Raw genomic sequence first — 20,307 nt, forward strand, 5'->3', positions numbered from 1 at the left:
TTCTATACATTATTATTGGTTTGCGCCAGCGTAAAACTTCGCATTAAAAAATGAAACACCAAACGGCGGCCAGATGGTCGCCGTTTTTGTTTACCCGTCCACCTCACTAGCCTTCACTTCCAGCTCCAAAGCCGTGGTGTAGCCGCTGTCGGTCAGGCTGTGCGTGGCGCGGCTGATGATCCAGTCTTGCTGATCAATGATCGGCTTAAAGCCTGACACGCTGGCGGGCAGCTCGGGGAAGAGTTCGGGGCGGCCATAGGCGAGGGTGATTGAGAACTGAGCCACGCCGCGCTGCAGTTTTTCCCATTCTGCTTTTGCGGCTCGCTCTGCATTGGTTTTGCTGGCGTAAACGTGGCGCAGAGTTTTGACGTTATCGTCTGCGCCCTGGATGACTTCACCTTGCCCGGGGCCTGCTTTTTTTCTGGGTTTGCGTTTTACGGTGGTGGTTTCTTTCTTGGCCGTTTTGGTGTTTTGCCATGCCGCTTTCACGCCGCTATATGCACCCCGGTCTGCAATGCCAAAGCGGTGGCTATCGCCAGACTGGCGCGTAATCAGCACTTTACCTAGGGGCTGGCCACTGGCCGTGGTGGCCTGGCCCGCTTTCATAAACAGCAGGCTGCTGTCTTTGACCGTGGCAATGGCGTCAAACATTTTAGCGATGCGGCTTAAAAAGCTGGCGTCGCTTTCGCTGGTCTGGTCGATATGACGGATGGCTTGCCCGGCTAAGTCTGGCCCAATCTTGTGCCGGATCTTGTTTTGCCTGGCGATGGTTTCCACAATCGCGCCCACGGTGGTTTGATGCCATGAGCGTTCTTTCTTGACTGACAAGCCCGCGCGTAAATCGGCACTGCGGGCGCGGATGGTGAGCTGATCCGGTGCGCCGCTGTGCTCGACTTCATCGACGGTATATTGGCCCTTATCGACTAAGCCACTATCCGCCCAGCCCAGCGACACACTGACCACGGCCCCGCGTGGCGGAATCTCCAGCAGGCCGTCGCTATCGTCCAGCGTGATATCCAGCTGGTCCGCTTCAAAGCCGCGATTGTCTGTGAGGCTAACCGATACCAGCCTGTCGTTCACCAGCTTAGAAATATCCTTGCTGCCAACTAAGATTTTAACGCGCGGGGATTGATGGCCTTCATTCATTGCAACAGGCCCATGATTTTTTCGAGGGGGTTGGAGGTGATCCGCTTCAGGTTTAAGTTAAATTCAATCTTGCGGGCAGAGCCGTTCTTGTAAAACAGGCTGCGGGTGGTTTTGATGGATTCAATCACGTACTCGCCATAAATCCAGCCTGTGCCTTCAATTAAAAAATACGCTTCCCCCGTATCGGCCATTTCTTCCAGCGCCAGCAAAGACACCTCGCCCGCGTTCAGTTCTTCATACAAGACGCCGCTCAGTGCGATGGTTTCCGCATCCGGCCCCAGAAACTGATTGGCCGGGCCGATACCGATCCGCGTCTGGCTGGCGTGCCGCCATGATTTTGACTGTTCTAAAGTTTGGTAAGGCGAGCTGGCCAGCTCAAATACAAACATGCCTAAGACCATCATCATCAGTCGCTGTCTCCTAAGCGTGAACGGCTGCGCACCTGTTTCTGGCGGTCGGCCCTGGCGATTTCTTGCGCGACCAGTTGCGCCAGTGCTTGTTCGTTCATACCTGGCGCCGCATTAATCGTGATCTGGATCGATGGCGCTTGGCCGTAGCTGGTTCGGGCGGCCATGGGCGGGCGCTGATCCAGTTGGATGTCGGCCATGGCCCCTAAACTGGTGCCGCCAATGATCAGGCCACCGGCAGCGGTCGCCATTTTGCGGGCCATGTTCCTGATGGTATCGAGCGGCGTTTGCTGGCTGTCGCTTAAGCCTTTGTCCAAACCCGCCACGGTATGCCGCCCAATCTGGGCAAACACGCGGGAGGGCGAGTGAATATCGAGCGCCTTTTGTACCGGCTCGGGCAGCATTTTGGCCAGCTCGTAGAACTTGCCTTTTAACCAGTCCCACTTACCGGCAATGCCTTGCCATAGGCCATCGACCATCATCTGGCCATAGCCGGTAAAGGTGGCGGGGAGTTCCAAACCAAACCAGCTAAAGACCTTGGCAAAGGCGCTGTAAAACAAACCCAGTGGCGACCAATTGAGGATTAATGCGCCGATACCCGAAATGCCACCATGAAACGCGGCCTTGATCTGCTCCCACAGACCGCCAAAGAATGCCTTAACCGGCTCCCAATATTTGTAAATCAACAGGGCAGCAAGGGCGATGCCCGTGACTAATAAGCCAATAGGATTCATCAGCAGGGCGCGGCCCATAAACAGCGCGGCATTCCCAGCCAGGCTTAAAGCACCGGTCAACAGGCCATAACTCCATGTGGCGGCTTTGGCTAACACTGAGCCAATACCCATTTGAATATTCATCGTGGTCAGGGCAAATTGAATCATGGCAAACGGGCCTAACAGTGCCGCTGCGGCCAGGGCTAAGCCGCCCAGAATCGCCACAATCGCAGCAGCGGATACGCTGACTTTAACCAGGGTGGCGGCCAGCTCAGGGTTGGCCTTCATCCACTCGCCTGTTTTGCGGATCACGCCGGTGATGTTTTGCAGCAGCTCGCGCAGGGGGCTGTTGCTGCCTTCAAACATTTCAATGCCCATATCTTCCCATGCCGATTGCAGGGTCTTGATATCACCCGCCGCGTTGTCGCTCATGGTCGCCGCGTTTTTACTGGCTTCACCAGCGGATTGTCTGAGGGTGGCAATCAGTTCTTGCAGCTTGCCGCTACCGGCTTGTGCGGTCAGCACTTGCAAGGCGCTGAAGGCTTCCTCCCCGGCTATATGCTTAAAGTATCCGGCCCGCTGGGCGTTGCCCATGTTTTTGGTTTTGGCTTCCAGCTCGGCCAGAATGGTCGGCAGGTCGCGCAGATTGCCCTTAGCATCTTTGGCCTGCAGTCCCAGCTCTTTCATGGCGTCTGCGGCCATTTTGGGCGGGGCGGACAGCCTGGACATAATGGCGCGTAAAGCCGTACCGCCCATACTGGCCTGAATCCCCGCGTCGCCCAGCTTGCCGGTCATGGCGGCGGCGGTTTCCAGATCCACGCCCAGGCCGGCAGCCACCGGCGCAGCGTATTTCATGGTTTCGGCCAGCATGCTTAAATCCACATTTGAGCGGGTGAACGTGCCGACCAGTACATCGCCCGCACGGCCCATCTGATCCGCGTTCAGCTTAAAGCCGGTCAGAATATTAGAGGCCATATCGGCAGCGGCGGGCAGTTCTACCCGCCCGGCCCTGGCTAAATCGAGCACACCCGGCATGGCCTTTTGAATCGCAGTCGGATCAAAGCCCGCCATGGCTAAAAAGCCTTGCCCCTGGGCGGCTTCATTGGCGGTAAAGCTGGTGGCCGCGCCTAATTCCCGCGCCTGTTTGCGTAAGGCGGCCAGTTGCGGGCCGTTTTTATCCAGCCGGGTGAGCGCCTGTACGCTGGACATTTCCGCATCAAAATCTAAGCCCGGCCCCATCACCCGCCTAGCTGCATACAGCGCACCGCCGCCTGCAACCGCCATACCGGCACCGGCTCCCGCCAGATTGTTTCTGGCGTTCATGCTTCGGTCGTAAGTTGCCCGGGCGGCGTGCTGGCGCTGCATCTGTCGGCCTAAGCGTTCCAGTTGCTGTTGTTCTCTTTGCAGTGCGGCGGTTGTGCTGGCGGCGTTTTGCCTGAGCTCGTGCTGATGTTGGGACAGATTGCGCGTAGAAATACCCGCCGCATTTAAGGACGTGCGCAGGCTTTGTTGCCGGTTGACCAGCTGGGTGTGGCGGGCGGCCAGTTCCGCCGCTTCTTTTTTAGCGCGGTTAAATTCCGCGCTCATTTGTCGGGTCGGATGGGCCGTGGCGGCGAGACTTCTGCCCAGCGCCGTGGCGCGTTCCTGGGCTGCTTTCATTTGCAACGAGGTCTGGGCGGTATCGCGGGTCAGCTTTTTAAACGAATCAATCTGGCCCTGGGTTTTATCCAGTGCTTTCATTTTGTTTTTAAGTTCGCTGACTTGCCTTGATACGGCCCGGCTTTGATTCAGTACCCCTCTGAACGGCGCGGTAAATTGATCAATTGCTTTGAGCACCACTTCTAATCGTAAATTTCGCGCCGCGCTCATTAGTGCTCCTGGGCCAATCGTGCTAAGGCAATGTTTTTGTATTCCTCGCTTAACTCACAGCCCAGCCAGTCGTAGCCTTCCAATTCCGCCGCCAGCAGGGTGGAGCCTGATCCGGCGAAAGGGTCCAGAATTAAACCGCCAGGCTGGCAGATCTTGATCAGATCGCGCATTAAGTCGGTAGGTTTGCCGGTGATATGGAACTTGTCTTTTTGTTTGACCACTTCCTTATACACACCACGCAATACGCCCACATCGCGGGCCAGCGGCATATCACCTTTACTGCCCCAGACCACATACTCGGCTTGATTGCGGTATCGGCCCATCACTGGCCGCACGCCTTCGCCCTTATCCCAGACCGCAATGCCGCGCCAGGTAAAGCCCGCTACCTGCAAGGCATCGGTGGTCAGTGGCAATTGTCGCCAGTCGGAGAATAAGCAAATGGGCGCACCGTCTTTCATGACGCGCAGGCATTCAGACAACCACAGCGTCATCCAGCGCAGGTGGGCGCGCTGGTCGCGGTGATCGCCGGTAAATTCAGGGTATTTGCGGACGGTGTCGTTGTTTTGGTATTTCTCGGTTGTGCTGCGGTTTTTAGCGCCGATATGTAAGCCGCCCGAGGCATAAGGCGGATCAGTGATCAGCGCATCGACCCGGGCGGCGGGGAGGGATTCTAAGAAGGGCAGGCAGTCGCCTTGGTGGAGGAAATTTTTCATGTATTGTTTTCTGGGTGGTATCGTTTGCGCGCTTCTTCGCGCCATTCCATCAGATCCGATATTGTCATGTCGTCCATGGCCGCCGGGGGCCAGTGAAACACCATGGCGATATCGGCCATGGCTGAATTTACGCTTGCGGGTAGTCCGCTTTGGCGTCCTTCTGCAATAAAAAACCGGCGGTAATCCCAGCCAATTGCAGCAGGTCGGCAGGGTCCAGATTGCGGACATCCTGCTCGGTGAGCGCAGGGTCTGAAATACGCGGCAACACCTTGGTGATGGCTTCCACATCCATCTGCAGCAAGTCGCCCAGCTTCACGCCGCGCAATGCGCCGCTTTTGGGTTTGATGAGCGTAATACGGCTGATAGATTGCTCGCCGCGTGTGATGGGGGTATCGAGTTCGACGGTGTTGGGGTTTTTTTCTTGAACATTCATTTTTGTTTAAATCCTTTTAATTACAGGCCAATGGCGCTGCGCATTTTTGCAAGGCGGTCGGTGCCGTCGATGATTTCAATCATGTTGACCGTGTCGATTTCCACCAGTGTTTTGCCGTTCAGGGTCAGCTTGTAATAGCTGAGGGAGCTGGCGACTTTGAACTCGGTGTCGTCGCCCGGCTTGGCGCTGCCCATATCGATTTCTTTATGCCGCCCGCGCACAATCACCTCGACCGCATCGACTTCTTCCGAGTCTTCCCGCTGATAGCCACCGGCAAAGCGCAGCAGCACCGCGTCGTGTGTGGGTGCGCCAAAGCGGGCGAGGATTTCGCGCATAAAGCCGCCATAAGTCGCCGACATTTCGAGCTTTTCCAATCCAAGGTCGATATCGACCGTGCCGCTCATGCCGCCGCCCCGGTACTCTTCCATCTTGCGGCTGAGTTTGGGCAGGGTCACTTCCGTTACCTGTCCTGCAAAGTTGATCCCATCCATAAACACATTGAGGGCTTTTAACTTACCTGGTAAAGCCATATTGATTCCCCTTTGTTAGCCCACGCTGGCGCTAAAATTCATCAGGTATTGATCGGTGATGCGCTGGCGCAGCTCTAAGTCTTCCAGAGGAGGGACGGGGGTGTAGTCGTAATCGATGGTGAGCTTGCCCGCCTTCAGATCCTCTTTCCCGTTGGCCTCCACATCCAGCCAGGCGTTAAAGCCCAGCAAGTAACCCGCTGCCACCCAGGCGCGGCCCTTCGCATTAATCCCTTCCAGAATGTCTTTGGCTAAGGATGGCGTCATGGGCTGATCGATGGCCCACAGATGCGCCTCGCCCATGGTGTCGGCAATCACCTGGGCGCTGCGGGTGTAGTTCTCAAACATAAACAGCGGATCAGCAGACAGGGTACGGTTGCCCCAGAACACAAAGCCTTTGGCGCGAACAAGGGTGGTGATGTCTTTGCTATTCAGGAGGCCCGCGTCGGTGTCCGGGTCTTGCAGATCCCAGAACACGTCCTGGCTTAAGCCGGTGACACCATTAATCACCACATTGGAAAGCGTCTTATGCCAGCCGATGTCCTTATCCAGTTTGGCGCGTAAGCCGATGGCGTAGGCGACGGCTAAGTCGAGGCCTTCATCATCAAGGCCCGACCAGTTGGGATTCTTAAAGTCTGGCCAGATCATCATTAATTCGCGCTGGCCGAAATTGGCGCGGTATTCCAGGGCTTCTGCCACGCTATTGCAGCCACGGGCGCTGATATAGGCAAAGCCGCGCAGCTTCTGGCAAATGCTTGCCAGCTCGTTAGCCACCAGCAAAGTGTCGTAGCCCGGCACGCCTAAAATGCGCGGTTTGACATGCACGATGCTGTTGGCCGCGAGCAAAGCTTTAAGGCCGGTAAAGCGGCCCGTTTCATCGGTGCCGCCGATGATGTTCTGCTCGGTTTCTTTTTCGTCTTTGCCTTGTTCGACGCGCACCATGACGACAATCGGGCTGGTTTGTTTGGCGATGGCACGTAATGTGCGCAGCATGGTGCCTTTGGTGCCTGCTTTGCCAATGGCTTTTTGTACGTTGGTAATCAGCACCGGCTGATTGATGGGGAAGAACTTTGCATCTGCATCGGGGGCGGTGCAGACCAGGCCGATGACGGCAGTACTGATGGTTTGAATGGTGCGCGTGCCCTCGTTAATCTCGATAACGCGCGTGCCATGGTGGAATTGATCGCCCATGATTTCCTCGGTTTGAATTGACCGGGCCATCATGAGCGTTTACGGCTGGATTGGCTTTCACCGGGGAGTGTGAAGCCTTGAACGACACTGCTTAGGCGGGTGTTTCACTTAAAACCTGCGCTAATAAGCTTTCAAGCCGTTCTACCTTTTCATTTAAGGCGAGCAATTGATCGTCAGCGATGACTGGCGGCGGGTCTAAAACCAGCGGGATGGGCTGAGCTTCGGTGATCCATTTTTTGCCATTCCAGACCGCCCCTTCAAAATACGGCAGCAGGGTGAAGCCTTCAGGTATCGGGCCTAATGTATCCAGCAAACGCGCCGCGCCGTCGCTGGTTTGGTAAGCGATCATTTTCCGGTAGTCTTCAATCAGCGCCCAGCGCTGATCTGCCTGATTCCGAATGATGGCCTTGTTTTGAGCGGGCCGAACTTTAGGCGCATCCAGCACCGCACCGGCAGGCAAGCCGCAATCTTTAGACACCCACATTTCAGCCTTGCCGATATATTCGAGCGTGCGGGTGTCGTGGCAAAAGCAAGGCACGACGCCGTCATGGCTGGCAAAGCCGTGCTGATCGAAAGAAACGGGCGGCAAGGGTTTTGTTTCTGGCCGCTGTTCCGGGCGGGTGTTGTCTGGTTTTGTGGTGTTCTTCAGCATTGGATTATCCCCACCGTACGATGTAATTAAATGCGACGTTATCCGGGTGCGTTCTGCCCTGCGGGCCATCGACCGTGGCTCGTGGTTGGGTTCTCACATAGTTAACGCCGGGCTGCCCGCCGCCGCCCGAGTAGGACAGCCAGCCGCCATCATCAAAGGGGACGGTGTGCTGATGCTCGCCTACATTGGCGGCCTGATAGCTCAATACGGTTCGCCCCGGATCAATACCGCGCCCCGCGTCCCAGCCTGAGATATACATGCCGCGCAGGTCGGGCAGGGTGGCACCATAGAGGCTGGCTAAAATCGGTGCTTCGTTTGGATTAATGCCCTGGCCCTGTAAAAAGATCCAGCCAGCGGGCGGGGTATTGCTGGGCCATGGGACGGGGACGCCGGTTGGTACGCCGAAAGAGCCATCGGCCATGCCTTCCGCGTATCTTGCTGCATCTACTCGAACGCCAAAGGTATCTGAACCATTTGATCCCATCAGTACGGGATAACCTGGCGACCAGCCCACACGCGCATCAATATTGCCAACGCCTGCGCCTACGGGAGAACGGCCTGCACTCGCATCAAAGATCACATGGCCGTTACCGAACTGATTCCAGCGCAGCAGCGTGGATACACCATTAAAATCCCAGTCAATTACACTAATCGCCTGCTGTGCATCTAGGACTTTATGGTATCGGGAATAAAATCCTCCATCCTGCCTAAATTCCCAAGTCGTAACGGCTCCTGCATCACTTGAAATACAGATACACGCAGCAGGAAATTGATTACCTGAATAACGAAGCGATCCAAATGAAACCAGCCCCGCCCAGCCTGCATCTCCGACGGTGTACTGTTTTACTATGGGCGCATATTGGCTGCCTGCAACCATTCCTGCATCAACAAATAAGGGGGCAGATGATGTCAGTTGACTATCAAATGACCCCGTGCCGACTTGAGAATTGGCCCTGAACGCGGTCAGACGCCCCCCAGCAATAAAATCACGCATACGCTCAAAAGTGTTGTACTGAGGATGAGGGTCTTCAGCTGATTGATGTGAGCGCATTACATCGTTGACTACCTCGTTTGTTTGCTCCTTCAGATAGTAGTGTTCACTGTGCGGGTTCGCCTCTTTAACGTGCGCTTGAATCAGCCCCTTGGTTTCCCCTTCGGTGGTGTATTGCGGGTGCGGGTCTTCGGCTGATTGGTGTGAGCGCATGACATTATTAACGACTTCGTTTGTTTGATTCTTTAGGTAGTAGTGTTCGGCGTGCGGGTTTTCGTCTGTGACATGCGCAGTGTCTGCTTCGTCCGCATGATGGATCGCTTCATCGCGGCCACGGTTGGCTTCGCGCTGTGCGGTGGTGGTGAGGTCTTGCCTTAAATCGGCATTGCTTTTATCGGTGATTTTTTTGTTGTAGTAATCTTTTGAATGCGGGTCGTCATCGGCAATATGCTGCTTCATGGTTTCTTCGACCAGCTCAATGCTGGCAATCCCAATATCCTGGCTGACGCTGATCGTCACGGCGGCGGTGTTGCTGACGACAAACACCATTCTTAGGGTTTGCACCTTGCCCGAGCCTTCTTCTAACTGCGGCTTGTAGCTGGCAGGGCAATTGGCGACGGCGATCAGGCCGCCTTTGTCGTCATAGATCCCCATTTCCCGAATCCACCAGCCGCCGATATTTTCTTTAATAATGAGTTCGGCAATCACGGTGTTTTTGCCCGCTTCAGATTTAAGCGAGTTTAAAGGGCTGCGGTAATTCTCTTTGACCAGTTGGGTTTGGTTTTCATCGGGGGTGGTGTCGTTGCCGCCGCCATCGCCTACGGCCATGGTTTCAAGATGGATGGTTTTGTTTTGCGCGGTGGCTTCGGCAATTTGCGCCGCGCCGTATTGGGTGAGGATGGCAAAGTATTTTTGGCTCATAGGGTGTCGATTGCCTTGGGATAGATGTTGATGACTTCGCCCTGGTATTGGCCGACGCCGGTATAGATCAGGCCGCGCGGCTCGACGCTGATATTCATTTCGATCAGATGGCGCGAGAGCGGCTTGGCTTCGTCGATTAAATAATTCAGCTCGATCTGGGTTTCTTCGGTAATGCCCTGGTCTATGGTTTTGACTTCCAGCCTGAAGGTGCCGCGCGGGCCGGTGGGGTTTTCTTCCCACCATTCGGTGATCTCTAAGCGATAGCCCAGCGGCTCGACAATGCGCTTAAGTGCGCCAATCGTGCCCTTGTGCTGATGCACAAAGAACGATTGGCGGATCACTTCCCGCTGCACCGGCTCGCTCCAGTGCTCGTCCCATCGGTCCACTGAGAATGCCCAGGCTAAATAGGGCAAAGCAGCCTTGGGGCAGGTGTCGGCATTCCAAAGCGCCGCCAGCAGAATCGGCAGTTCTTGCCCGGCCTGGCAGCTCTCGGCGATGGCGCGTTCCAGCTTGCTTGATCCGGTCGGCAGCAAGGATTTAGTCATCGATGCCGCCGACGCTGATTTCCACGGCGGTGCAGTGCGCGGCCTGTGTTTCATCAAGCACCACATCTTTAGCCGGCGACACGAGTTCGACCCGCTGCACGCCTTCCACATGCAGCGCGGCAAAGATGGCCGATTGCCGGATATCGCGCCCCATGCGGCGCTGGGTGCTGATGTATTTTTTAAGCTGGGCGTGGGCGGCTTCTAAAATCGGGCCTTTTTCTGGGCCTTGGTAAAGATATAAAACCGCCGTCACGGCGTAATTGATGATCTGGGCCGACTGCACGGTAAGCCGGTCGCCCACGGGGCGCACGTCTTCACCCGATAGCAGCAGCCTGACTTTGCTGAGCAAATCAGCAGGGGCGCTGCCGTCGCCATCGTTTGCCAGTACGCTGACCACCACTTCGCAGGGCTGGGGACTGATGGCGCTGGCGTCGGCCACGCGGGCGTCCGCCGAAAGCGCGTGAAAGATATACGCCGACCTTGGCCCCGCCACGCTTAAGCCCTCAAAAGCTCGCTGGCCGCGTGCGCGGAGTGAATCATCGGATTCTAAAACCGCATCGGTGGGCGGTACCGCGTTTGGATTAGCGGGCGTAATCACAAAACGCTTCACATTAAAATTAGCCACCAGATGATCTAAATCACTTCCCTGGCTAAACGCCAACATGCAGGCCGCGCCGCGCTCGTTAATCCTTTGCCGCTGGATCAATTCGCGGTAAGCGTTTTCTTGTAACAGCTTGGTGAGCGGTTCAGATTCCAGACTCAGTACGGCGGCCGCATCGGGATAGAGCGCAATCAGCGCCGCTTTGCGCTCTTTAAAAATCGTTTCAAAATCCAGCGCCTCGATCAGATTGGGCGGGGGCAGGCGGGAGAGGTCTACTTCCTGGCTTTTCATGGTTTAGGCTCGCAGAGGAATAGAAAGCGCCACCGGCTGCTGGCCGCGCGGGCCATCAATGCGCTCGGCTTCCAGCGTGACGCTGAGTGCGCCGTGTTGTTCGCCCAGCGTTAAATTGACGCGCTGGGCGCGGATACGCGGCTCCCACTTTTTAAGCGCAGTGGCGGTGGCGGCCATCACCCGTAAGCGGGTGGCCCCGTTTAAAGGCTGATCGATTAGCGCGGGGATTTCAGAGCCATAGTCGCGGCGCATCAGGCGGCTGCCCAGCGGTGTGGTCAGCACATCGGCCACGGATTGCTGGATATGGGCCAGATCATCAATCGCATGGCCGTTGTGCTTGTTCAGGCCCGCCATTATGTTGGCCCGCCGGTGCTGCTACCGCCTGCCTGCACGCCGCTGTGGGTGTGGTCATGCAAGACCACGCCATTACTGGTGATCGCACCGCCGCTTTGGGTGATTGGGCCAGTAATCGTGGTTGCACCGCCCCCTTCACCGCCGGTACCGCTCATGCCTGCGGCGTAACTGAATGCGCCCAGCACATCGGCTTTACCTTTAAAGGTGCTGTCGCCCTTAATGACCAGATCACCGACCACGGTCAGATTTCCGGTGGTGGTGGTTTCAGGGCAATCGACGGTGACATGATTCGAGGCTTGAATCAGCGCGGTTTGAATGCCGGTGGCGCTCAGTGCGCCGCTGGCGTGGTTGTAGCTGACCAGCGCCCCGTCTGGAAAGGCCACGCAAGTGACGGCGGCGGCTGAGCTGGGCGAGGTAATCGCATCCGAAAACAGCCCGGGCAACACTACGCCCGCACCTACTTCGCCCGATTGGCTAAACAAAACGACTTGCTCGCCAATGCTGGGCGGACTCCAGATCCGCACCTTGCCCGCCCGGGCAGTGAGCCATGGCAGCCAGTCGGTCAGCAGCCCGCCGGTTTGCACACGGCAGAGGGCGTGGGTGTGATCCACTTCGGCCACAGTGCCGATGCGGATCAGGCTTTCTAAAATGCGGGAATGTTCGGCTGTTTGATTCATGCCGCCATAGTGCCGCGCCGGTGCGCGATGTTCACGCACGGGCGGGTGTGAGGCGGGTTTTTACAATGATTGGCAGGCGTAGCGAAGCAAAGATAGGTTTTATATTTTGATAAACATCTGTAACAGAATTAAAACTTACGTGTTGATTGTTTTTAAATTACAATCCGCGAGAACATAAACGGACTCAATAAAAATGAAAAGAATGGTTCTTGTTGCTGCTTTGTTTACTGGTTTCATTTCCATGGCAAATGCAGGGTTAGATGAAGGCTTAGTGGCTGCAAAGGCTGGTAACTTCTCGCTTGCCTTCAAAGAATTTGAGCCGCTTGCTGAGCAAGGTAATGCAATAGCGCAATACAACCTCGGCCAGATGTATCTTGCTGGTCAAGGTGTGGTTAAAGATACTGCCAAAGCTGTCAGCTGGTATCGTAAATCCGCTGAGCAAGGCTATGCCTATGCACAATTTGCACTCGGCACGATGTATGAAACGAGCCGTGGTGTGCCACAGAGTGATTCCCAAGCTGTAATTTGGTATCGCAAGGCGGCTGAGCAAGGAGAAGTCAACTCGCAATTCCTACTTAGCTTGATGTACACCGAGGGTAAAGGCGTACCTCAGGACGATGCCCAAGCCGCAAACTGGTGTCGTAAAGCTGCTGAGCAAGGCGATGCAGTAGCTCAATATGATCTTGGCCTGAGGTATGGCAATGGTGAAGGCGTACCGCAGGATTATATTCAGTCAGAGAGTTGGTATCGTAAGTCCGCTGAGCAAGGCCATGCCAAAGCGCAATACAATCTTGGCTGGATGTATGCTAATGCTCAAGGCATACCCCGAGATGATGTACAAGCTGTAAGCTGGTATCGCAAAGCTGCAGAACAAGGTAATGTCGACGCGCAATACAACCTTGGCAGGATGTATGAAATCAGCAAGGGCGAGCTACAGAATTTTGATCTGGCTGTAAGTTGGTATCGCAAGGCCGCCGAGCAAGACGATGCTCACGCGCAAAACAGACTGGGCCGTATGTATGAAAATGGTACAGGAGTGCGCCAAGACAATGCCCAAGCGGTAAGCTGGTATCGCAAGGCTGCTGAACAAAGCGATGTCGACGCGCAATTCAACCTCGGCCGGATGTATGAAAATGGTACAGGAGTGCGCCAAGACAATGCCCAAGCGGTAAGCTGGTATCGCAAGGCTGCTGAACAAAACGATGTCGACGCGCAATTCAACCTCGGCCGGATGTATGCTAATGGTAAAGGTGTGCCCCAAGACGATGCCCAAGCTGCAATCTGGTATAGCAAGGCCGCTAAGCAAGGCAAAGTCAAAGCGCAATTCTATCTCGGCCGGATGTATGCTAATGGAAAGGGTGTGCCGCAGGACGATGTTCAAGCGGTGAATTGGTATCGCAAAGCTGCAGAGCAAGGAGATGCTACAGCTCAATACGACCTTGGTGTCATGTATGAAAAGGGGCTTGGGGTAGCCAAAGACATTGCTCAAGCAGTGAGTTGGATTCGTCAGGCTGCTGAGCAAGGCTTGGCTATTGCACAATATAGTCTTGGTGTGTTGTATGACAACTACGACAGCGTTTTACATGACAAAGCACAAATCGTAAGTTGGTATCGTAAAGCCGCAGAGCAAGGTCATGATAAGGCTCAATTTAACCTTGGCTTAATATACGAAAAAGGTGAAGGTGTGGTGCAGGATGATGCCCTGGCCGTAAGTTGGTATAACAAGGCCGCTGCTCAAGGCGATGTTCAGGCGCAAACTAATCTTGGTGGGATGTACGAGAGAGGCCAAGGCGTGGAGCAGAACAATATCCAAGCAGTTAGCTGGTATCTTAAGGCTGCGGTTCAAGGTAGCGCTTCGGCACAAGCTAATCTCGGCGGAATGTATGCAAAGGGACAAGGCGTACCGCAGGATGATACACAAGCGCTAAGCTGGTTTTTCAAAGCGGCTGAGCAAGGCAATTCCGCCGGACAAAATAACCTCGGCGTGATGTACGCCAGAGGTAAAGGCGTACCTCAGAACTGGGTTGTTGCTTATGCGTTATTCAGCCTTTCTGTACTAGGTGAAGTAAGCCATGGGGCAAAGTACAGGGAGATTTCTTTAAAGAAGATCACGCCTAAGCAAATTGAAGCCGGTCAGCAGCTAAGCATTGAAATTGCCAAACCGAATAATTTAAGTAAGGCAATTGCGGCCTATCTGGAAACGGCCAAATAATTCTTCAAACAAAAAACCGCTCTGGCTTGAGCGGTTTTTTTTCGTTAGCTGTTTGGCGGTGTGCCTAGCTGATTAGTTGATTTAGTATCATCTTGGTGATCAGTTCATCATCGCTTTGGCTAAACCCCAGCAAGACGCGGGCGGCGTATCTGTGCCTGATGCCGTGCCTGGCGTTGACCGTATCAAGCAAGCCAAACTGGTGAACGCTGGCCAGGCGGTTGGCGCTGGGGCTGAAATATACGGCGGCCCCGTTGGCGGTGCTTTGGGTTTTAAGGTGGCGGGCGGTGCGCAGCTTGGTAAACATTTTGCGCTTAATCCGTCCGCCTTTTTTACGCATCTGAGGTAAGCGCGGGGCGTAGGGCGTGCCGTCCGGGTTTTGATTGGCGGCGATGTGGGCTTGCTGGCGTTTGCGCAGTTCGGCAGCGAGGCGCTTATTCATGCCGCGTAATGCTTTGGCGTCTAGATTGCCAAGCAAGCCCGAAGCCCAGCCTTCCAGCGCTTTAAGGTTGTCGCTCATTTAACTGGCCACGGCTGATCGCGCAGGAATGAAGCCCAGTCTTTGCCCGCGTATTCATCCGGCGGTGGCTCGCCGTAATGGGTAATGACGGGCTTGCCATCTACCTCTCGCACCACCACGCGCTCGGTTAAGTTGATCTTGATCGAAAGGTCGAGGGTGTCGTGGTTCAGGATATCCGCTTCAAAGCTGATGCCGTTTTGGCGTTTATCGACATTACTAAACAGCTCGGGCTGATTGCTGCTGACCCAAGCCAGTACCGGCACCATGATGGTGTCGGGGTGGTCGGCGTAATCCTGAATGATGGCGTTCAGCGTGTATTGATATTCAAAAGAAAGCGACTTGCCCGCTGTAGCAATCAGCTTGCCTTCATCAATAAAGACGGCGAGCTTATCGGGGTTGTGGGCAAGGTGGCGCACCGTTTTAGAGAGGTATTCGCGCAGGTCGGCGGGCTTAATCATGCTTCATTTTCGCTTGGCAGCTTTGGATCATATCGACCTGCGCCGCGCAGCTGTGCCATGCGGCTTCCAGATCATCAATCGCCAGACTCAGTTCGCCGTTGGTCCTGGCCTGGCTCGCTGGCAGGCGGCAGGCTGTCACGCTGGGACAGCCAATCCCGATAAGCTGCACCGCTGGTGATTTCGGGGCGCTGGCGCAGGCGGATAACATCAGCAGGCAGGCGAGTATCAGCCCAATCCCTGACTTCTTTGCTTTCATGTTTAAGTTGCTCCATCGCGCGTTTGTTTTTAAGGAGGGCGGTGTTGACGCTTTCAAGGCTGCTGCGTAAATCGGCTTGGGCGCTGTCGTTGTCGCTGCTGACTTGGTAAAGCTGCTCAAGCAAGGCCGCTTGCCGGGCCTTGTCTTGTTCGCTGGCGCTTAGCTCAATTTGCAGTAGCTCGGCTTTGTGCTGCTGGCCCTGGTGCAAATTGATGGCAATCAGTAGCGCGGATAGGCAGCACAAAGCGATAAGGGCAAGGGCGGTGAGTCGGTTCATTTAATCCCCGCGTAATAGGTTTTATCCCCGGCAAACTTGGTCAGCACTTGCCGCCGGTTGGCACCTTTACGAAAGCCGATATGCACCCATGCGCCCGGCAGCGTGGGGGACTCTAAAATCAATTGATCGAACTCGATATCAGAGGCGGCCAATACCCTGGCAATCGTTCTGGCCGTACCAAACTTCGGGCAGTGAATATCTACGGCGCGGGCGGTGGCGTGATCGCTGCTGGCGCTGCCTCCTACCGCCTTGTTTAATGCAGGAGCACGCCAGCCGCTAGTGATAACGACCGGATGATTGTCGAGTAGCCGCCGCACTTTTTCTAATTGCTCGCAGGTGTGGGTCGCGTTGTCTCGCAGCGCGTCGGGCAGGCTGTTGTCGATCCTGAGCCGGTCGGCGGTGGCGCTGGCGGTAAATTCGCGCAGGCTGAAGTGTGGGGAGAGCTGGGGCGAGGTGTTCAATGTGATGCTCCTTGTTGAATAATTTCTGGATGGGCCATGCCAAAGCCGCCCATAAATCGCTGACGTTGCCGCGCTTAAAGCAGAAATAAACACCACTAAACAACAGCAAAAAGGTGTGTATTGGGCTGGTTGGCATGATCCCCATCAGCAGGCGGATGGCAGTCAGGCCGTAATAAACGGTTAAGCCATAAGCAAAAATAGAAATGCCTAAGCTATGGGCTTTGCTGTTTCGATTAAACAAAGCAATACACAGCGCGGCTAAAGCGCAGGCCAGCACGCTGATAAGTAAATAGAGGTTCATTTCTTGCCCCCGATATTGAGCAAGTCCTCGGGGTGTTCGGCCCGCACAATCAGCCATTGCAGCAGCTTCATACTGATCGCACCCGCGATCAGTGCGCCGATGCCTTCACTGACCACAATCGAAGCGGGCAGGGGGATGGCGATCAGATCCGCCACCAGTTTGGCGGCCACGCAACCGGCCACAAAGGACGTCAGAAAGAAAACAATCTTCTGTAAAACGCTGAGCTTTTGCGCGGTCATGATAAACACCACCGCCCCTGCAAAGCTGCCCATCAGTACGTCGGCCTGGATGCCTGAGAACAGCCCCGCAATGGTGAGTAAAAACACGGTAAAAGAGGCGGCGGTGCCGGTAATGGGTTCGGTCATTGGTTTAGTCCCATAGTTGGATGATGGTTTTTTTAGATTCGGGCGGGCGGATATCGGGCAGTTCGATCACGGTACCCATTGTGAGCACCGGCCCCATATCGGCCAGCCGGTGATTGGCAGCCAGCACCGCCTCGGTCATGCCAGCGGTTTTGCCATAAACCCGAAAGCAGATCTCGTCCAGCGTATCGCCCTGGCGGGCCATCACCTGCATCAGAGCAACTCGACCGAAGCGCGGGCGCTGCCGATCAGATCCCGAATCGCCCAGCGTGCGTCGCGGTTTAAATCCTCGATGGGGTCGCTGAGCTGGCCGGTCTTGTTGTGGCCGTCGCCGGTACTGTCAAAATCGCGGTAGCGTTCGGTCAGGCTGGCTTTGGCTAAGCAATACACCGCGCGGATGTAATGCCCGACTAAGATGTGCTGGCCGTCGATGGTGTCGCTGTCCACCTCGATCAGGTCGCTAAACCCCTGCCCGATTTGCGTCGCTTTGTACTTGCGCAGATCTTGATTGGCGCTGGCCATCGCGGCAATCAGCGCCATCTTTAAGCGCGGCGGGGTGACGGTGCCATCCAGGCGCAGGCTGAGCTGTGCGTCGGCCATATCAATATCCGGCCAGAAGCCGCTGTTCTTGATAATGGGTTCTAAGATGTCATCGTTTTTTTGTGCTGCAATAAATCCCATGTTTTGCCCTTCTTCTCTTTCAAAGAAGAGGTGGAGGGGGATTTGAAAAACCTTAAAAGGTTTCGCCTCCCCCTGCCTCTCGCTGCGGGGTTCGCCCGGTCGGCTACTTTTCAGCGGCCTTGTTCTTCATTTCCCGCTCCAGCCGTTCCAGATCCTTAATCACGCCGCACTTGGGGTGCAGGGCTAAGGCTTGCCGGAAATAACTGGCGGCAGCGGGTTTGTCTTGCTCGGATAAGCCGTAAGCAATGGCCTTAAACAGCTTGGCCTTCACCTGGTCGGGCATATCTTCGGCTTGGGTGATTTCGGCAATCTCTTGCAGCCCGGCTACATCGATGATTTCGCCCAATGCCCGGCCATTCATGGCGGTATCGGCCATTTCTTCCACCACCAGGCAGGCTAAGGTGCGCTGGTACTGATCCGGCAGAATCAATTGATGCCTGATCGCATAGCGCACAATCGGCAGGGCGGCGCTGAAGTTGCCGGTGTCGATCATCCACACCATGACCGTCATCAGCACTTCATCCTGCCCGCCGCCCTGGGCGGATAAAGCGCCGCTGATCCATGGCGCGTAATCGGGCAGCATTTCGCGCTTGGCGTCGATCTTGCGGCTAAGGGACTGGATCTGTTTCAGCCGTCGCTTGTCGCCCGCGAGTTTGGAAAGCATCAGTTCATAGCCGCTGGCATTGGCCAGCGGGTGGTGAGCCGATACTTGCGCGGCAGTCATTCGCAACAAGTGGGCTTTGGCCGGGCTGATTACGCACCGCCTTTAGGTGGATCGATGGGCGCGGCTTCGGTGCGCTCAGTCGGCAGCAGCTCGATGTTTTCAATCAGGCAACCGGCTTCGTACACTTCCACTACGTAAGCATCATTCGAGCTTTCGTAATTGGCGATCTGGTTGTAATCCGGCTCTTCCCGCACATGACGGCGACGTCCGCCGATTTGCCAGTACAGCGACAAATTGGAAAGCGTCGTAATCATCATTGCGCCCTTAGGAAAGAAAGGCACGGTCACAGCAGGGAGGCCACCTACCCGTTTTTGGCTGATCAGCATATCCATCGCCATTTCTTCGGTCGGGGCGTGGTCTTTGTTGATCTTAGGGAAGTATTTATCGACCAGTAATTCGCTGGAGGTGATCACCACCAGCTGCGGGTTCTCGCGGAACTGCGGGTGGATCAGCGTATTGATGGCATCAAAAACGAGAGCGTCTAAGTTCAGGTAGTCGCCGTTCTCTGTTTTCCAGATGGTGCCGTCTTCAGCTTTTACCGTGGTTGCCCCGACGGTGATCTTGCCCGATGCGGGCTGGCCTTCGGCCATGACATTGGTCGGCGCATGGTCGCGGTACTGTTGCAGCCAGCCGATGTTCACGTCCTGCAAAAGCGGGAATTTTTCGCGGTCGGTTTCTTCGGCGACAGATACGCCATTCAGGCCGATCATGATTCGATCCAGCGACTGCTGATTCACAATCAGGTTGCGCAGCTTGGCCTGGAAGTCGGGGAACTTGGCCCACATATCCAGCTTGGGGTAGTTAATGCCGGTATCAAAGTTGGTTTGTACACAGCGGTAACGGCCAGAACTTAAATCGGATACATCGCGTGGTTTACGCGGTCCCTTTTTTGTATTGGTTCGGCCTGCAATGGTGCCGGTGAGCCCCAGCCCCAGCTTCTCGCCTTCCTGCTCGGTGACGCCAGGCATATTAATTTTGCTGAGGAATAAGCTGGAAAGCTGGACGCGGTTTTCAAGTTTTTGCTGTACCGATGGATCGACGGAGAAGGTCTTGCTGATATCGCCTACATGATTCAGGTTGGCAATTTGTTTTTCAAACTTTTCATAAACGAGTCGCGTGTCATTACGCATAAATTCGATTTCCTTTTATTTGTTTTTTTAATTAGCAATCTGTGAGTAATTCAACCGCACCGCCGGTAGCGCGATCCCGTCCGCCAGATAAATGGCTGGGCTCGTTTTCAATCTTTGATTTGAATTCGCGCAATTCGGCCATTTCGTTTTTTAATTCATCGATGCGGCAGGTCATGGTGCGAAAGCCATCATTGTTTTCTGCGGTTTGCTCGGCGATGGCTTCTAATGCCTGCTGGATATCTGCAAATTGCAGGTTTTCTTTTTCTGCTTTTTTAGAAAAGATCTTCTTTACAGATTCCAGCATCGACACGGTGTGCGTTCCTTCTTCTTCGAGCGCAAACTCGATGGCATTGGTAAATAGGCAGTTTTTATTGGTTTTGCGGGCCATCAGCGGGCTGGCACCACCGGCAGAGGCAGAAAACTGCAACATCGATGTACCCAGGCTGGCAGGGTTATCGGTGACGGCTAAGCCGGTTAAGTAGGCTTCGCCCGTATCTGCAAAGTCGGGGTCACACTCGATGGAGGTGTAAACCTTCTGGCGGTTCTGATTCATCGCCACCAGTTCGGGGGTAGGGTCAATCGTGGCAAACAGGGCCATCTTGCCGTCGATTTCTTTGGCTTCCAGCGCCACCACATCGCCATAGGATTTAAAAGCGCTGTCCGGGTAAATGCCCCGGATATGCTCCATATTCACCCGCGCCCCGAAAGTAGCCGGGTTGTAGTTCTTTGCCATCTGGCTGAGCCATGCGCGGGTAATGGTGCGGCCATCGGTGGTTGCGCCTTCGGTAGCGACCCGAAACGATTTAAATTTTTTGTCCATAGACCCTTCTGCGGTTTGATTGAATAGCGGGGTTAATTCCTGAAGGCACCCACTATCGCCACAAAAGAAAGGGTCAT

25 protein-coding genes and 2 pseudogenes are annotated in these 20,307 nt (G+C 55.1%); 1 reads left to right on the forward strand and 26 read right to left on the reverse strand.

What is annotated here, in order from left to right:
* Positions 1-90 precede the first annotated feature (90 nt).
* From CSQ88_RS10935 to CSQ88_RS11000, 14 genes are all read right to left on the reverse strand, one after another.
* Positions 91-1,146 (reverse strand): phage late control D family protein, encoded by a 1,056-nt coding sequence (locus CSQ88_RS10935; RefSeq protein ID WP_099398139.1) that lies wholly within the window; start codon positions 1,144-1,146, stop codon positions 91-93.
* Positions 1,143-1,553, reverse strand: coding sequence for a phage tail protein (locus CSQ88_RS10940; protein ID WP_099398140.1), 411 nt, complete (start codon positions 1,551-1,553; stop codon positions 1,143-1,145). The genes CSQ88_RS10935 and CSQ88_RS10940 overlap by 4 nt, the downstream gene beginning before the upstream one ends.
* Positions 1,553-4,135, reverse strand: coding sequence for a phage tail tape measure protein (locus tag CSQ88_RS10945; protein WP_099398141.1), 2,583 nt, complete (start codon positions 4,133-4,135; stop codon positions 1,553-1,555). The genes CSQ88_RS10940 and CSQ88_RS10945 overlap by 1 nt, the downstream gene beginning before the upstream one ends.
* A complete protein-coding gene (locus tag CSQ88_RS10950) occupies positions 4,135-4,848 on the reverse strand; it encodes a site-specific DNA-methyltransferase (RefSeq protein WP_099398142.1) in 714 nt (237 codons plus the stop codon). Before CSQ88_RS10950 ends, CSQ88_RS10945 begins: the two co-directional genes overlap by 1 nt.
* Positions 4,845-4,967 carry a GpE family phage tail protein gene (locus CSQ88_RS10955; protein ID WP_099398143.1) on the reverse strand — a complete coding sequence of 41 codons (123 nt, stop codon included), beginning with the start codon at positions 4,965-4,967 and terminating at the stop codon, positions 4,845-4,847. The genes CSQ88_RS10950 and CSQ88_RS10955 overlap by 4 nt, the downstream gene beginning before the upstream one ends.
* Positions 4,968-4,975: 8 nt before the next feature.
* Positions 4,976-5,281, reverse strand: a complete 306-nt coding sequence (locus CSQ88_RS10960; protein ID WP_099398144.1) for a phage tail assembly protein — start codon at positions 5,279-5,281, stop codon at positions 4,976-4,978.
* Between the two features lie 20 nt (positions 5,282-5,301).
* Positions 5,302-5,811: a phage major tail tube protein gene (locus tag CSQ88_RS10965; protein WP_099398145.1), complete on the reverse strand. Its 510-nt coding sequence runs from the start codon at positions 5,809-5,811 to the stop codon at positions 5,302-5,304.
* 15 nt (positions 5,812-5,826) lie between these two features.
* Complete coding sequence (locus CSQ88_RS10970) at positions 5,827-6,999, reverse strand: phage tail sheath protein (protein ID WP_099398175.1); 1,173 nt, start codon at positions 6,997-6,999, stop codon at positions 5,827-5,829.
* Positions 7,000-7,090: 91 nt separating this feature from the next.
* Complete coding sequence (locus CSQ88_RS10975; RefSeq protein ID WP_099398146.1) at positions 7,091-7,651, reverse strand: hypothetical protein; 561 nt, start codon at positions 7,649-7,651, stop codon at positions 7,091-7,093.
* A gap of 4 nt (positions 7,652-7,655) precedes the next feature.
* Complete coding sequence (locus CSQ88_RS10980; protein WP_099398147.1) at positions 7,656-9,563, reverse strand: phage tail protein; 1,908 nt, start codon at positions 9,561-9,563, stop codon at positions 7,656-7,658.
* The gene (locus CSQ88_RS10985; protein ID WP_099398148.1) at positions 9,560-10,108 is read right to left on the reverse strand and encodes a phage tail protein I; all 549 of its coding nucleotides are present in this window, start codon (positions 10,106-10,108) and stop codon (positions 9,560-9,562) included. Before CSQ88_RS10985 ends, CSQ88_RS10980 begins: the two co-directional genes overlap by 4 nt.
* Positions 10,101-11,000: a baseplate J/gp47 family protein gene (locus CSQ88_RS10990; protein ID WP_099398149.1), complete on the reverse strand. Its 900-nt coding sequence runs from the start codon at positions 10,998-11,000 to the stop codon at positions 10,101-10,103. The genes CSQ88_RS10985 and CSQ88_RS10990 overlap by 8 nt, the downstream gene beginning before the upstream one ends.
* Before the next feature lie 3 nt (positions 11,001-11,003).
* Positions 11,004-11,354: a GPW/gp25 family protein gene (locus CSQ88_RS10995; protein ID WP_099398150.1), complete on the reverse strand. Its 351-nt coding sequence runs from the start codon at positions 11,352-11,354 to the stop codon at positions 11,004-11,006.
* Entirely contained in the window at positions 11,354-12,070 is a 717-nt protein-coding gene (locus CSQ88_RS11000) for a phage baseplate assembly protein V (protein ID WP_218963070.1), read from the reverse strand. Before CSQ88_RS11000 ends, CSQ88_RS10995 begins: the two co-directional genes overlap by 1 nt.
* A gap of 154 nt (positions 12,071-12,224) precedes the next feature.
* Here CSQ88_RS11000 and CSQ88_RS11005 point away from each other — a divergent pair, with 154 nt between their 5' ends.
* The gene (locus CSQ88_RS11005; protein ID WP_218963071.1) at positions 12,225-14,243 is read left to right on the forward strand and encodes a tetratricopeptide repeat protein; all 2,019 of its coding nucleotides are present in this window, start codon (positions 12,225-12,227) and stop codon (positions 14,241-14,243) included.
* A gap of 64 nt (positions 14,244-14,307) precedes the next feature.
* On the opposite strand, the gene CSQ88_RS11010 is transcribed toward CSQ88_RS11005, so the two are convergent.
* The 12 genes and pseudogenes from CSQ88_RS11010 to CSQ88_RS11060 all read right to left on the reverse strand — a co-directional run bounded on the left by CSQ88_RS11010 (position 14,308) and on the right by CSQ88_RS11060 (position 20,230).
* The gene (locus CSQ88_RS11010; protein WP_099398152.1) at positions 14,308-14,760 is read right to left on the reverse strand and encodes a phage virion morphogenesis protein; all 453 of its coding nucleotides are present in this window, start codon (positions 14,758-14,760) and stop codon (positions 14,308-14,310) included.
* A complete protein-coding gene (locus tag CSQ88_RS11015) occupies positions 14,757-15,218 on the reverse strand; it encodes a phage tail protein (RefSeq protein ID WP_099398153.1) in 462 nt (153 codons plus the stop codon). Before CSQ88_RS11015 ends, CSQ88_RS11010 begins: the two co-directional genes overlap by 4 nt.
* Positions 15,211-15,426 (reverse strand): Rz1-like lysis system protein LysC, encoded by a 216-nt coding sequence (lysC, locus tag CSQ88_RS23665; RefSeq protein WP_374700465.1) that lies wholly within the window; start codon positions 15,424-15,426, stop codon positions 15,211-15,213. Before lysC ends, CSQ88_RS11015 begins: the two co-directional genes overlap by 8 nt.
* Positions 15,350-15,751, reverse strand: a pseudogene (gene lysB, locus CSQ88_RS11020) (Rz-like lysis system protein LysB); the annotation flags it as partial. The pseudogene lysB and the gene lysC, both read right to left, overlap by 77 nt.
* On the reverse strand, positions 15,748-16,212 hold the full coding sequence (locus CSQ88_RS11025; RefSeq protein ID WP_099398155.1) for a D-Ala-D-Ala carboxypeptidase family metallohydrolase: 465 nt from the start codon (positions 16,210-16,212) through the stop codon (positions 15,748-15,750). The pseudogene lysB and the gene CSQ88_RS11025, both read right to left, overlap by 4 nt.
* A gap of 64 nt (positions 16,213-16,276) precedes the next feature.
* Positions 16,277-16,570: pseudogene (locus tag CSQ88_RS23670) on the reverse strand (phage holin family protein); the annotation flags it as partial.
* Positions 16,510-16,878, reverse strand: a complete 369-nt coding sequence (locus tag CSQ88_RS11035; protein ID WP_099398157.1) for a putative holin — start codon at positions 16,876-16,878, stop codon at positions 16,510-16,512. The gene CSQ88_RS11035 and the pseudogene CSQ88_RS23670, both read right to left, overlap by 61 nt.
* A gap of 4 nt (positions 16,879-16,882) precedes the next feature.
* Positions 16,883-17,089, reverse strand: coding sequence for a tail protein X (locus CSQ88_RS11040; RefSeq protein WP_099398158.1), 207 nt, complete (start codon positions 17,087-17,089; stop codon positions 16,883-16,885).
* Entirely contained in the window at positions 17,089-17,556 is a 468-nt protein-coding gene (locus tag CSQ88_RS11045; protein WP_099398159.1) for a head completion/stabilization protein, read from the reverse strand. The genes CSQ88_RS11040 and CSQ88_RS11045 overlap by 1 nt, the downstream gene beginning before the upstream one ends.
* A 103-nt stretch (positions 17,557-17,659) precedes the next feature.
* Complete coding sequence (gpM, locus tag CSQ88_RS11050; RefSeq protein WP_099398160.1) at positions 17,660-18,280, reverse strand: phage terminase small subunit; 621 nt, start codon at positions 18,278-18,280, stop codon at positions 17,660-17,662.
* A gap of 29 nt (positions 18,281-18,309) precedes the next feature.
* Positions 18,310-19,410, reverse strand: coding sequence for a phage major capsid protein, P2 family (locus tag CSQ88_RS11055; protein ID WP_099398161.1), 1,101 nt, complete (start codon positions 19,408-19,410; stop codon positions 18,310-18,312).
* Between the two features lie 31 nt (positions 19,411-19,441).
* Entirely contained in the window at positions 19,442-20,230 is a 789-nt protein-coding gene (locus CSQ88_RS11060) for a GPO family capsid scaffolding protein (RefSeq protein ID WP_099398162.1), read from the reverse strand.
* Between the last annotated feature and the right edge of the window lie 77 nt (positions 20,231-20,307).

The sequence above is a fragment of the Iodobacter sp. BJB302 genome (genome assembly GCF_002735645.1).
Lineage (GTDB): Bacteria > Pseudomonadota > Gammaproteobacteria > Burkholderiales > Chitinibacteraceae > Iodobacter.

What these genes read in the sequence shown, in the direction of transcription:
- CSQ88_RS10935 (WP_099398139.1), bottom strand. Translation starts at nt 1,146, where the DNA reads ATGAATGAAGGCCATCAATCCCCGCGCGTTAAAATCTTAGTTGGCAGC.
- CSQ88_RS10940 (WP_099398140.1), bottom strand. Translation starts at nt 1,553, where the DNA reads ATGATGATGGTCTTAGGCATGTTTGTATTTGAGCTGGCCAGCTCGCCT.
- CSQ88_RS10945 (WP_099398141.1), bottom strand. Translation starts at nt 4,135, where the DNA reads ATGAGCGCGGCGCGAAATTTACGATTAGAAGTGGTGCTCAAAGCAATT.
- CSQ88_RS10950 (WP_099398142.1), bottom strand. Translation starts at nt 4,848, where the DNA reads ATGAAAAATTTCCTCCACCAAGGCGACTGCCTGCCCTTCTTAGAATCC.
- CSQ88_RS10955 (WP_099398143.1), bottom strand. Translation starts at nt 4,967, where the DNA reads ATGGCCGATATCGCCATGGTGTTTCACTGGCCCCCGGCGGCCATGGAC.
- CSQ88_RS10960 (WP_099398144.1), bottom strand. Translation starts at nt 5,281, where the DNA reads ATGAATGTTCAAGAAAAAAACCCCAACACCGTCGAACTCGATACCCCC.
- CSQ88_RS10965 (WP_099398145.1), bottom strand. Translation starts at nt 5,811, where the DNA reads ATGGCTTTACCAGGTAAGTTAAAAGCCCTCAATGTGTTTATGGATGGG.
- CSQ88_RS10970 (WP_099398175.1), bottom strand. Translation starts at nt 6,999, where the DNA reads ATGGGCGATCAATTCCACCATGGCACGCGCGTTATCGAGATTAACGAG.
- CSQ88_RS10975 (WP_099398146.1), bottom strand. Translation starts at nt 7,651, where the DNA reads ATGCTGAAGAACACCACAAAACCAGACAACACCCGCCCGGAACAGCGG.
- CSQ88_RS10980 (WP_099398147.1), bottom strand. Translation starts at nt 9,563, where the DNA reads ATGAGCCAAAAATACTTTGCCATCCTCACCCAATACGGCGCGGCGCAA.
- CSQ88_RS10985 (WP_099398148.1), bottom strand. Translation starts at nt 10,108, where the DNA reads ATGACTAAATCCTTGCTGCCGACCGGATCAAGCAAGCTGGAACGCGCC.
- CSQ88_RS10990 (WP_099398149.1), bottom strand. Translation starts at nt 11,000, where the DNA reads ATGAAAAGCCAGGAAGTAGACCTCTCCCGCCTGCCCCCGCCCAATCTG.
- CSQ88_RS10995 (WP_099398150.1), bottom strand. Translation starts at nt 11,354, where the DNA reads ATGGCGGGCCTGAACAAGCACAACGGCCATGCGATTGATGATCTGGCC.
- CSQ88_RS11005 (WP_218963071.1), top strand. Translation starts at nt 12,225, where the DNA reads ATGAAAAGAATGGTTCTTGTTGCTGCTTTGTTTACTGGTTTCATTTCC.
- CSQ88_RS11010 (WP_099398152.1), bottom strand. Translation starts at nt 14,760, where the DNA reads ATGAGCGACAACCTTAAAGCGCTGGAAGGCTGGGCTTCGGGCTTGCTT.
- CSQ88_RS11015 (WP_099398153.1), bottom strand. Translation starts at nt 15,218, where the DNA reads ATGATTAAGCCCGCCGACCTGCGCGAATACCTCTCTAAAACGGTGCGC.
- lysC (WP_374700465.1), bottom strand. Translation starts at nt 15,426, where the DNA reads ATGTTATCCGCCTGCGCCAGCGCCCCGAAATCACCAGCGGTGCAGCTT.
- CSQ88_RS11035 (WP_099398157.1), bottom strand. Translation starts at nt 16,878, where the DNA reads ATGACCGAACCCATTACCGGCACCGCCGCCTCTTTTACCGTGTTTTTA.
- CSQ88_RS11040 (WP_099398158.1), bottom strand. Translation starts at nt 17,089, where the DNA reads ATGCAGGTGATGGCCCGCCAGGGCGATACGCTGGACGAGATCTGCTTT.
- CSQ88_RS11045 (WP_099398159.1), bottom strand. Translation starts at nt 17,556, where the DNA reads ATGGGATTTATTGCAGCACAAAAAAACGATGACATCTTAGAACCCATT.
- gpM (WP_099398160.1), bottom strand. Translation starts at nt 18,280, where the DNA reads ATGACTGCCGCGCAAGTATCGGCTCACCACCCGCTGGCCAATGCCAGC.
- CSQ88_RS11055 (WP_099398161.1), bottom strand. Translation starts at nt 19,410, where the DNA reads ATGCGTAATGACACGCGACTCGTTTATGAAAAGTTTGAAAAACAAATT.
- CSQ88_RS11060 (WP_099398162.1), bottom strand. Translation starts at nt 20,230, where the DNA reads ATGGACAAAAAATTTAAATCGTTTCGGGTCGCTACCGAAGGCGCAACC.